Annotated in this window: 9 protein-coding genes; 5 read left to right on the top strand and 4 right to left on the bottom strand. The window is 36.7% G+C overall.

Annotated elements, in window-relative coordinates; all coding sequences use genetic code 11:
- Window positions 1–58 precede the first annotated feature (58 nt).
- Window positions 59–1528, top strand: a complete 1470-nt coding sequence (locus tag AADJ06_RS02115) for an aspartate aminotransferase family protein (RefSeq protein WP_341224742.1) — start codon at window positions 59–61, stop codon at window positions 1526–1528.
- 302 nt (window positions 1529–1830) lie between these two features.
- On the opposite strand, the gene AADJ06_RS02110 is transcribed toward AADJ06_RS02115, so the two are convergent.
- The 3 genes from AADJ06_RS02110 to AADJ06_RS02100 form a co-directional block, all read right to left on the bottom strand.
- Window positions 1831–3168: a 7TM diverse intracellular signaling domain-containing protein gene (locus tag AADJ06_RS02110; protein WP_341224741.1), complete on the bottom strand. Its 1338-nt coding sequence runs from the start codon at window positions 3166–3168 to the stop codon at window positions 1831–1833.
- Between the two features lie 123 nt (window positions 3169–3291).
- Window positions 3292–4263: a UDP-glucuronic acid decarboxylase family protein gene (locus AADJ06_RS02105; protein ID WP_341224740.1), complete on the bottom strand. Its 972-nt coding sequence runs from the start codon at window positions 4261–4263 to the stop codon at window positions 3292–3294.
- A gap of 9 nt (window positions 4264–4272) precedes the next feature.
- Window positions 4273–5586, bottom strand: a complete 1314-nt coding sequence (locus tag AADJ06_RS02100) for a UDP-glucose/GDP-mannose dehydrogenase family protein (RefSeq protein WP_341224739.1) — start codon at window positions 5584–5586, stop codon at window positions 4273–4275.
- A 442-nt stretch (window positions 5587–6028) separates the two neighbouring features.
- Between AADJ06_RS02100 and AADJ06_RS02095 the strand changes: the two genes are divergently transcribed.
- Window positions 6029–6655: a gluconate 2-dehydrogenase subunit 3 family protein gene (locus AADJ06_RS02095; RefSeq protein ID WP_341224738.1), complete on the top strand. Its 627-nt coding sequence runs from the start codon at window positions 6029–6031 to the stop codon at window positions 6653–6655.
- 31 nt (window positions 6656–6686) lie between these two features.
- On the top strand, window positions 6687–8396 hold the full coding sequence (locus tag AADJ06_RS02090; RefSeq protein WP_341224737.1) for a GMC family oxidoreductase: 1710 nt from the start codon (window positions 6687–6689) through the stop codon (window positions 8394–8396).
- A gap of 75 nt (window positions 8397–8471) precedes the next feature.
- On the opposite strand, the gene AADJ06_RS02085 is transcribed toward AADJ06_RS02090, so the two are convergent.
- Window positions 8472–9341, bottom strand: a complete 870-nt coding sequence (locus tag AADJ06_RS02085) for an inositol oxygenase family protein (RefSeq protein ID WP_341224736.1) — start codon at window positions 9339–9341, stop codon at window positions 8472–8474.
- Window positions 9342–9450: 109 nt separating this feature from the next.
- On the opposite strand from AADJ06_RS02085, the gene AADJ06_RS02080 reads away from it, so the two are divergent.
- A complete protein-coding gene (locus AADJ06_RS02080; RefSeq protein ID WP_341224735.1) occupies window positions 9451–11019 on the top strand; it encodes a solute:sodium symporter family transporter in 1569 nt (522 codons plus the stop codon).
- A gap of 191 nt (window positions 11020–11210) precedes the next feature.
- Window positions 11211–12089 carry a DUF5677 domain-containing protein gene (locus tag AADJ06_RS02075; RefSeq protein WP_341224734.1) on the top strand — a complete coding sequence of 293 codons (879 nt, stop codon included), beginning with the start codon at window positions 11211–11213 and terminating at the stop codon, window positions 12087–12089.
- Window positions 12090–12176 lie beyond the last annotated feature (87 nt).

Here is a 12176-nt window from a genome sequence, read left to right as displayed (position 1 = left end):
AAATCATCGAACAAAATAAATCCTCAATCAAACGCTCACCATTACGCTCATTTGAACCATGACAAAAATCAGAAAATCATCAATAGAAATAGACAAAGAAGAGTTTCGGAAGGTTGGTTATGAATTGATTGATAAAATTTCAGACTTTATTGAAGGAATAAACAAAAGACCAGTTAATCCAAACGAAAAGCCAAGCCAAATACTAAGCAAATTGGGAAATTCGCGTTTACCCCAAAACGGCATGCCAGTAAATGACATCATTCGCAAAGCCACAGATTTACTTTTCAACCATTCTCTTCTGAATGGTCATCCAAAATTCATGGGCTACATAACTTCATCTGCCGCTCCTATTGGGGCATTGGCAGACTTACTTGCAGCAGCTGTCAATCCTAACGTAGGAGCACACATTTTAAGTCCTATGGCTACTGAAATAGAGAAACAAACCATTCAATGGCTGGCTGAATTCATTGGCGTTTCACCAAACTATGGTGGCATTTTAGTCAGTGGCGGTAATATGGCAAACTTTACAGCTTTTTTAGCCGCTAGAACTGCTAAAGCTCCTAAAAGCGTCAAAGAAGATGGCATTACCGATAAACTGACGATTTATTGTTCTGAAGCCACACATACTTGGATTGAGAAAGCTGCAATTTTATTCGGTTTAGGTTCAAAAGCAGTGCGTTGGATTTCCACCGACCATGCTAATAGAATGGATACTGAGGCATTAGAAACTGCTATACTCAATGATACCATAAATAACTACAAACCATTTATAGTGGTAGGAACAGCCGGCGACGTTAGTACCGGCGTGGTAGATAAACTAGATAAAATAGCGGTTATTTGTAAAAACCATAACTTGTGGTTTCATATAGATGGAGCATATGGTGCCCCTGCTGCTATTATTCCAGAGCAGCAGCATTTATTTGAAGGAATCTCTAAGGCCGACTCCATAGCCTTAGACCCACATAAGTGGCTTTATAGCCCATTAGAAGCAGGCTGCACACTGGTAAAAAATCCACAGCACTTGATTGACACATTCAGCTCACATCCTGAATACTATAATTTCAGTAATCCAGAAAATGAGATAGCTCAAAATTTCTATGAATATGGACTTCAAAACTCGCGAGGCTTTAGAGCATTAAAAGTTTGGATGACCTTACAGCAGATGGGTCTTAGTGGTTACCAAAAACTTATCGGCGAAGACATTCAACTTTCTAAAATGCTCTTTGACTTAGCAAATAAAGAAAACGAAATAGAAGCCGTTTCTCAAAACCTAAGTATTACCACTTTCAGGTATACCCCTTCTGACAATAGTCAAAATGAAGAATACCTAAATAAGCTAAATGAGGAAATTCTCAATCAACTTCAAGCTGGTGGAGAGCTATTTTTATCCAATGCTTTAGTGAAAGAAAAGTATTGTTTGAGAGCCTGTATTGTCAACTTTAGAACATCAGAAAAAGACATCAAGGAAATCATTGAAATCGTCTTGAAAGAAGGAAAAATAGCTCACTTGAAACTGGCATACACCTAATCTTAAGAGCAAGCACTTCTAAACATGAGTGGCTTGTTCTTCCATGTCAAATTTATAATTCACATTATCAATTTAGCCTTAACAAAAAAAGCATCGGAAATAGCCAATCATAACTATTCCGATGCAATCTGTTTATAGTGGACTAAATATTGAAAGTTAATCAGTCTTCCATGGCTACAAGTCTCAGCGGCGAAATTCGGTCAAAAGCCCCTATCACGCAATTAAACGAAGGGTAGTTAGTGGGTAGTTAGAGAAAGTCTGACGACCAAACGGCAAATTCTTACAATTACTATAAAAGTTTGTCAATTTAAAGACTCAACAAAACCAGGCTGAATTTCATTTCTACTTTTGATATTCAACTTAGCATATAACTTTTTAGTGTGATATTTGACTGTATTTACCGAAATGTATAATTCCTCCGCTATCTCTTTATTTATTTTACCTGCTCCTATAAGCTCTAAAATTTGAACCTCTCGGGCACTTAAAATATCTGCAGTAATATCATTTTCTTTACCTTCATTCAGTTTTTGAAGTTCCTCCTCTAATGAATGAAGCTCTTTGGTATAATTATAAAGCTGACGCTCTTTTAATATGTATTCTTGATGAAGCACCTTCATCCTATAAACTACTGCATAACTTAAAAGTAACATTTCTAAAATGCCCGCTATTTTCATGTATTTTGTAGTAATCCCAATGTTCGCCCAACCCATTAAGGGCGAAATAAAAAAATCAAAAGCCATAATAAGAACGAATACATACGCTATTACAAAGATTTTAGAATAGGTGTTTTGACGAAACAAAATAACACCAGAAATCCATATTAAGGTCAAAATTGAAATCACCACAAAATCCGCCACCATCAGCCAAAAAAACAAACCTGTAGTCATATAAACTACCATAATAATAAAGGCTAAGGCATTAATAGAGTAAACTATTGCTTTATATCTTTTCCAATAGCTCTCCATATTTAGGTAATCAATGGCAAATACGCTTCCTGCTACCCCTCCTAAAAAATGCGTTAGGATTTCAAAATAAGATAAATTAAAATCCTCCCCTAACAGTAGGCCCACAAAACCATCTCTCTGAAACATGGCAAGGCTTATAAAAAATAGAAAGACGCTATAGTAAAGGAAACTCTTTTCTTTCAAACTGAAGAAGTAAAAAAGATTGATTATTAAGACCATTAAAGCAAATCCATAATAAAGGCCAGAATACAGTAATCTTCTGTTTTCAACCTTATTAAACTCGTTAGACTTGCTAAGCTTAAATGGAATAAATGCCTCCATTTCACAGCTAATCTTCATAAAGGCAGTTTTATTGGCTGCTAAGCTAAACGTAGGGAAGAGTGTACCTAGAACCAGAGAATGTTCAAGACCATCAACATAACATTGAACATCTTTTAAATGAGCAGACGTCAACTCACATACGATAGCCTCTGAAGTATTTTCAACCTTAATCCAATATACCCCATTTTCAAACCCCTTATTTACCTTTTCTTCAAACTCAACAAAGGTTTTATTTCTCACATCTTCTAAGGTTTCAGAAGAAGAACTAGCCCTGTAAAATGACAGTTTCTGGGCACTTAATCTTAGCGGAAAGAGCACAAATAACAGTAGGATGCTTCCTAATATTTGTTTCAATTTGATATAAATGGTTAAAGTTTCGCGAGTTTACATATTTTTAACCTACCAAGAAAGAAGCTTTTAACATAATAAAAGCCCGACTACTTTCTTAATCGGGCTTTAAAAACTTACTAAGCTCTTTTAAAACTCTTTATGCTTTGCCTCATCGTATAGTCTCTCTTTAGAGAAACTCTTGAAATAGTCAAAAGTTATTGCCAAACCTTCATCTCTTCCAACTTTCGGCTCCCAATCTAAAACCTCTTTTGCTTTGGTAATATCTGGTTGACGCTGCTTAGGGTCATCTACAGGTAAATCTTTGTAAATAACCTTTTGGTCCGTATTTGTTAATCTGATAATCTCTTCTGCAAAATCAGCAATACTAATTTCGATAGGATTACCAATATTTACAGGCTGAGCATAGTCAGAATGAAGCAGTCTATAAATACCTTCTACTAAATCATCTACATAGCAAAAAGAACGGGTTTGACTACCATCACCAAAAACAGTCAAATCTTCACCTCTTAAGGCTTGCCCCATGAAAGCAGGAATAACACGACCGTCATTTAGTCGCATTCTAGGTCCATAAGTGTTAAAAATCCTTACAATTCTAGTCTCTACACCATGAAAAGTATGATAAGCCATGGTCATAGATTCCTGAAAACGTTTGGCCTCATCATAAACACCTCTTGGCCCTACTGTGTTTACATGTCCCCAGTAGTCTTCCGTTTGAGGATGAACCTGAGGGTCGCCATAAATTTCCGAAGTAGATGCTATTAAAACTCTAGCATTCTTAACTCTAGCTAAACCTAAGCAATTATGAATTCCTAAGGAACCTACCTTTAAGGTTTGAATAGGGATTTTCAAATAATCAATTGGTGAAGCCGGCGACGCAAAATGAAGTATATAATCTAAGTCACCAGGTACATGAATGAACTTACTTACATCATGATGGTAAAACTCAAAATTCTCTAATTTAAATAAGTGCTCAATATTTCTTAAGTCACCAGTAATAAGGTTATCCATCGCTATGACATGATATCCTTCTTTAATAAATCTATCACAAAGGTGCGAACCCAAGAAACCTGCCCCACCCGTAATTAATATCCTCTTCATCTTTTAAAATTAGCCGTTTATTACTTTTCTTCCTATTGAAAAATATGTAAAACCTTTGTTCTCCATATTATTTAAGTCATAAAGGTTTCTACCGTCAAAGATAACTTTGTTTTTTAAAGCATCCCCTATTTTATCAAAATCTGGAGAACGGAATTCAGGCCATTCGGTCATAATCATCAATGCATCCGCCCCTTCAATAGCTTCATACATAGACTTGGCATATTTCACCTTACGTCCTATTTCTCCTCTAATATTATCCATAGCCTCAGGGTCAAAAACAACCACTTTCGCTCCCGCTCTTCTTAAAGACTTAATATTATACAAAGCTGGTGCTTCTCTAATATCATCTGTATGTGGTTTAAATGCAAGCCCCCAAATAGCAATAGTTTTACCTTTCAAATCCCCATCAAAATAATCCTTTACTAATGGCATCATTTTGGTCTTCTGCTTATCATTCACTTTCATTACTGATTTTAAAATTTTAAAATCGTAATCATACTCTGCCGCAGTTTTACCTAAAGCTTGTACATCTTTTGGGAAACAGCTACCACCATAACCAATACCAGGGAACAAAAATCTTTTACCAATTCTGCTATCAGTTCCTATACCTTTTCTTACATTGTCTACATCTGCTCCTGCTCTCTCACAAAGGTTAGCAATCTCATTCATAAAGGTAATTTTCATTGCCAAGAAAGAATTTGCTGCATATTTAGTCATTTCGGCAGAACGCTCATCCATAAAAATGACAGGATTACCTTGACGAACCAATGGAGCATAAAGACGCTTCATGATTTCCTGAGCCTTTTCTGACTCCGTTCCTACCACTACTCTGTCTGGCTTCATGAAATCATCTACTGCTACACCCTCACGCAAAAACTCAGGATTAGAAACTACATCAAAATCAACGGTAGCATTTTTTGCTATGGCTTCTCTTACTTTTTCAGCAGTTCCTACTGGTACCGTACTCTTATCTACTATTACAGCATACTTTTTCATGGTTTTACCCAAATCATCCGCCACTCCTAATATGTATTTCAGGTCGGCTGAACCATCTTCACCAGGAGGTGTAGGCAGAGCAAGAAAAATAACCTCTGCATCCTTTATTCCTTCTTCTAAAGATGTAGTAAAAGTCAAACGACCTTCTTTTGTATTTCTATCAAAAAGTACATCTAAACCTGGTTCGTAAATAGTCATTTTCCCTTTTTTCAGGCTTTCTACCTTTTGAGGGTTATTATCCACACATATTACGGTATTACCAGTTTCGGCAAAACATGTTCCGCTTACTAAGCCAACATAACCTGTTCCAACTACTGCAACTTTCATTTTGATTCTTTACTTCGTTAATAAAATTAATCTCTTGACAAAAGTAGTACTTTTCTTATCGCTTCCTAATACCTTAAAATAAAAAAGTCAACAAAAACACAACTCCATGCTAGACTTATAGACCTAAAATACTTCAAAAGTAGCACACGGCAAGCTAAAATGTTCACTTCGAAAAACTAAACGAATAACAAAAGATTAAATTATTTCAAGATTACTTTTCTACAGAAACACTCCTTTCGGGCTATAATTCCTCTAAAAAAGAGCATTAAACTTTCAAAAAATGGTCAAATAGACCAAAAAGGGCATTTCATCATTTCGTACAAACGTTTGCGTTAAATAATCAGAGGAAAAATCGCCCAATTCTTGTCTTAAAGGCTAATTGCCCTTAAATTCACCCTTTCATAGTAATATTTCATTTTAATCTATAAATAAGCGACGACAATTGAATAGAAGAGAAGCATTAAATCGCGTTGCCATTCTCATGGGAGGAGCTGTTTCAGCCCCTACTATTATGGCATTAATGGAAGGCTGTACTCCTAAAGACACGGCCAGCACCCCATTTAACCTATCAGCCGACTACCAAAGTCTTGTAGCTGAAATAGCTGAAGTTATAATTCCTACCACTGACACTCCCGGAGCCAAAGAAGCTGGTGTGGGACCATTCATAGAAACAATGCTGAGGGATTGCTACTCTGATGCTCAGGGAGAACATTTCAAAAAAGGCTTAGAGGCTTTAGAAAGTAAGTCAAAAGAGCTTGGAGGTTCATTTGTGTCATTAAGTAATGAGCAAAAAACCGAAGTGCTTAAAGCTATGGAAGCTGCCGCTAGCACTGAAAAAGAAGAAGCCAAAAAAGTTAAAGAGATTGACCCTGAAACTGGAAAAGTTAAAGATGACGGTAAATCAGCGGAAAAAGTAACTCCTTTCTTCAATATCATGAAAGAACTTACTTTGTTTGGATACTTTACTTCTGAAATTGGTGCAACCCAAGAATTGGATTACGTGCCAATACCTGGTAGATACGAAGGATGTATTCCACTGAAAGAAGGGCAAAAAGCCTACGCTCTATAAGGCTAAATAAAATTTAAAAGAAACTTTAAGAATGAATATTCAAGGAAAAGCAAAGGAACAAAACACCTTTGATGCCATAGTAGTAGGTTCTGGTGTGTCTGGAGGATGGGCTGCCAAAGAATTAACAGAAAAAGGCTTAAAAGTATTAATGTTAGAAAGAGGCCGTGACGTGGTTCATGTTAGCGGTTATGAAGATGCCATGAAAGAATCATGGGATTTCCCTCACAGAGGTAGAGTAGATAAAACTGCTGCAGAAGAGTACTGGGCTGTAAAAAGAACGGGCTATGCAGCCAATGAAGATAATAGAGGGTTATTTGAAAAAGACATAGACCATCCTTACAAAGAGAAAAGAAGATTTGACTGGATTCGTGGATATCACACCGGAGGTCGTTCTTTAATGTGGGGTCGTCAATCATACAGGTGGAATGAAAGAGATTTCACAGCAAACCTAGAAGACGGAAATGGGGTTGACTGGCCAATCAGATATGGTGATTTAGCTCCATGGTATAGTTATGTAGAAAAATTCGCTGGGATTTCTGGTCAAAAAGAAAACTGGGATGTACTACCCGACAGCCATTTTCAAAAGCCAATGGAAATGAACTGTGTAGAGCAGCATTTCAGAGAAAACTTAGAAAGCAAGTTTGATGGAAGACATGTAACTATTGGTCGTGTAGCTCATTTAACAGAACCAACCGAAGAACAAACAGCCTTAGGAAGAGCTAGTTGTCAATTTAGAAACAAGTGTATTAGAGGATGTCCTTATGGTGCATACTTCAGCACACAGTCTGCTACTTTGCCTGCGGCAAAGAAAACAGAAAACTTGACGCTTATAAACGACAAGATTGTTTACGAAGTAATCTATGATGATGATTTAGGTAAGGCTACAGGTGTAAAAGCCATTGACCAAAACACCAAAGAAGAAGTAGAATACTTTGCAAAGATTATCTTCTTGAATGCATCTGCCATTAATTCAGCTTGGATTATGATGCAATCAAAATCAAAAAGACATCCAAATGGTTTAGGAAACCTTTCTGACCAACTAGGAAGAAACATCATGGACCACCATTTATCTTCTGGAGCCAATGGTTCAATTGAAGGCTGGGAAGACAAATACTATTATGGTAACAGGCCAAACGGTATTTATATTCCGAGGTTTACTAACTGGGGAAATGATAAAAGAGACTTCGTTAGAGGTTTTGGATACCAAGGTAGAGCTTCTAGAAGTAAAGGTATTCCTTCTGATATGACTTTCGGAGCAGAGTTTAAAGAATCGCTAAGTATTCCAGGACAATGGAGAATGGGTATTGGCGGTTTTGGCGAGACGCTGCCAGACGAAAACAATTTAATGACCCTTACCAGTGAGAAAGACCAATGGGGCTTGCCTGTAATTGAGTTTGATGCTTGGTGGGGAGATAATGAACAAAAAATGAGAGTTGCGATGCGTGACGAAGCCATTGCTATGCTTGAATCTGCTGGTTTCCAAAACGTTAGTGGCTACAAAGACGAGGAGAAATCTCCAGGAATTGGTATTCATGAAATGGGAACTGCCAGAATGGGTAGAGAAGAGAAAACTTCTGTGCTTAATAAGAACAACCAAGTTTGGGGAGCGGAAAACGTGTTCGTTACTGACGGAGCCGCTATGACTTCCTCTTCTTGTGTAAACCCATCTTTAACTTACATGGCCTTAACAGCCCGTGCTGCTGACTTTGCGGTAAATGAGTTGAAGAAAATGAATATGTAATCTATTCAAAACTATAATTAAGAATGCCCCTCAGGATATCCTAAGGGGCATTTCTTATATACATCTATTTTTTTCTTAAAACTTCAAAGTGCTCGGCAGATACTTCGCTACCAAATCCTCATAATAAGGTCTTAGAGCCTTAGCATCTGGCGGAGTTGGTACTTTTGAGTATAAATCATAAGGGTTAAACTTATCAACCCACTTAAACATTCTATGGTCATGCTCAGTCATAAGATGATCGTAAGCATTTTCTTTATGCTGTGGATAAAACGAGTGGTACCTAATCATATAAAGAGCCTCCTCAGGAAGGTATTCTTTCATCATTTGATAAAGGTACTCGTCATGACCCCAACTCATTTTCACTTTGTCTAATCCACAGTTAGGCTCATACACACCATATTTGGTATTATATCGCTCATCTGTACTATCTGGATTTTCTTTAAAAAACTCAGGATATACTATTTTGTCAGAATGCTGGCAGCCTACCGGAAAAGTATCTCCTACCACGGCCCACTGTGGCTCACCAAAAAGGCATAACACCTTTCCCATGTCATGCATAAAACCAGTTAAAACAAACCAATCTGGATGTCCATCAGCACGAATAGCCTCCGAAGTTTGAAGCAAATGCTGCAATTGGTCTAAGGCTGTGTCTGGGTCAGAGTCATCTACCAAAGTATTCAAGAAATCAACAGCTTCCCAAAGAGACATTTCTCTTTTATCAAACTTCAAAAATTCCTCTTCTTTTTTAGTAACAAAATCAAAAGTTTGGTACGTATGATTCAATTTATAAAATTCTTTTACGGTATCTACCCGTTCAGAATCTTCATAATTTCTGTACTCTTCCTTTTCCTTGGTTTCTTCCGGATACCTCTTTAACAGGTCATCTTCCCAATCTTCTATACTGGCTAATGGATTCAGCTGCTTTTCTGTTAATATTTCCTTCATATTTTCGTTTTAATTTCTTCTCAATTTTACATGATTTCTTTGAATTACAAAATTTTTGCTGGCTAAGATTTTTAAACTAATTTGGCTCTCCAACCCTAATTTAAACTTAATGATATTAACACTTACAGGCTTCTTTGGTTTCACTTTACTCGTAATCTTATTTGTCTGGTACAGGCTTAAAAATGAAAATCTTAGCAGCGAAAAAGGCTATTTTTTAGCAGGAAAATCTTTAACAGGACCGGTCATTGCCGCCTCTATGTTACTGACCAATATTTCTACCGAACACTTGATAGGAATGAACGGAAATTCCTATAAAAATGGAATTATAGTAATAGCCTGGGAAGTGACCTCCGCCATAGCTTTGGTGATAGCCGCATTATACTTTTTACCACGCTATATAAAGATGGGTTTAACCACCATCCCTGAGTATTTAGAAAACCGATTCGACTCCCTTACCAGAACATTAGTTGCTTCCTTTTTGATGGTTTCTTTTGTGGTCACCCTCCTACCCATTGTTTTATATTCTGGAGCACTGAACCTTGAGAGTATTTTCGATATCTCTAAGAACTTGGGAATTTCTCAAACAGAAGGTCTCTGGTACACCGTTATAGTCATTGGGCTTATAGGCTCGGCGTACGCCATTTTTGGCGGCTTGAAAGCAGTAGCATATTCTGACACTTTAAACGGCATAGGGCTGCTTTTTTGTGGACTGCTCATTCCTGTTTTGGCCTTATGGAAAATAGGTGATGGCAGTATGATGAGCGGCCTAAGCAAAGTCTATGAATTTGCCCCTGAAAAGTTTAACATCATTGGTGCCGAAGACTCAGTTCTCCCCTTTTCCGTCCTTTTTACAGGATTGATGATTAATCAACTCTATTTCTGGGGAATGAACCAAACCATCATCCAGCGTGCTTTAGGGGCTAAAAACCTAGCCGAAGCTCAAAAAGGGCTACTTTATACCGGTGTGCTGAAAATTTTCATTCCTTTAGTCATTGTATTACCAGGCTTAATTGGCTTTTACTATTTTCAAACCGAATATTATGACAACCCTGATATCATTTACCCACTTTTAGTCAAAAAGGTCTTACCTGCTAGTTTAACGGGGCTTTTTGCTGCCGTAATTTTGGGAGCGGTTCTGAGTACATTTAACAGCGTGCTTAACTCCGCTTCTACTATCTTCTGTTTTGATTTGTACAAAAAGCATTTCAATAAAAACATCTCTGAAATCAAACTGGTCAAAACCGGTAAATGGGTAGCTGTGGTATTGGCAGCCTTTTCAATTTTAGCCGCTCCTCTGGTGGCCAAAGCTCCCGAAGGGCTCTACCAAATGCTACAGCAGCTGAACGGTATTTTCTTCATCCCCATCGCCTCCATTTTAATGGCTGGCTTTTTCACCAAAGCCGTCAATGCCAATGGAGCTAAAGCAGGCTTATTCTTTGGATTCCTTTTCTATATTTTAACCACTTTTATTTTCGATTCAGGCATTCACTTCGTGCATATTTGGGGCATTGAGTTCGTGCTTAATTTTGTCATCATGATTTTGGTTTCAAAACAATTCCCTACGGACAAAGTAGTGGTAGAACTAGTAAAAGATGCTTCAGAACCATGGAAATGGGCAAAACCAATGGGTTTAGTCTTGGTTTTAATTACGGTTTTGATATACTTCATGCTATCGTAGAGGCTTCAAGTATTTAGGGCAAGGTTTTGATTTCTTTTTGGGCATACCTTTGAGGGAATTTTGGCCTTTTTCTAAAATCGTAAATGAAGGTTTTTAATTATTTCCAAGGGCTAAAAATTCAATTATATTAGTGCATCATATACGGTGGATATGGGTAATTTGTGCTCTATCTCGTCCTAAGACACAAACTAATGAAAGAACGAAAATTAATAAAAGATATACCTGAATTTATACTTCCTAAAAAAAATGAAGTCTTAAAAATTAATGAAAATTTAATTTCACAAGTTGAATTATTGGAGGAATTAATTGATAGAAATGCAGATATTAAAGTTCTAACAAAAGAAAAAGACCGAATTAAAGGAGAAGATTATTATCATGACTTTGTGTATTTTGTTTTAACAAAAACTTCTAAAACTTTACGAGCTTCAATTTTGCTAGCCGAAAATGTTTTTCCAGAAGATTCTCAAATTTTATTGAGATCAGTCTATGAGAATTACTTGACACTAAATCACCTTTCGAAAAATATCGAAGAGTTAGATTTCTTTTTAAGAAAAACTGTCGGACTTGCTGCTGGGATATATTCGCACCCATTATCAAAGAACAATAAAGTTCAAAGAAATAAAATTCTACATCCTGAAACAGGAGAAATTAGTAATTTTGGAATTTCTATTAATAAAATGGCGGACAGCATAAACTCTTTAGAGGAAAAAGAAATTCACAAAGAGCTTTATCCATATCTATGTGAACTAACTCATTTAAATATGATTTCATCAGGTAATTATCGCGATAGTGACAGCTCTAAATATATTTATGACGCCTACCATTCCTATCATAATCCTTATTTTTTCTCCCCGTATGTTTTAATAATATTGTGTGATTTTTTGACTTGTGAAATTGGATTCTATGATGAAAAAATGTCAAAAAAAATCTTTACTCAAAATAAAGTCAACAAGTTAGAATACTTAAATTTTGTTTCAAAATTTGGCTTTTACAAAGAAGGAACAAATCTAACCGAATTGATTATAAAGAGACTCGAGGAAAAGAAAATCAGAAAAAAAGTCAGTATTTAGTTGAGAAAGATGGTAAATCCCATCCCTTACCTCTCACAGAAACGTAAGTGAACCTCTCAATTCATACCGCTCTTGTTGCACAATCAT

This window comes from uncultured Arcticibacterium sp. (genome assembly GCF_964021845.1).
Classification (GTDB): Bacteria; Bacteroidota; Bacteroidia; order Cytophagales; family Spirosomataceae; genus Arcticibacterium.
This window is presented reverse-complemented; position numbering and strand designations above follow the sequence as displayed.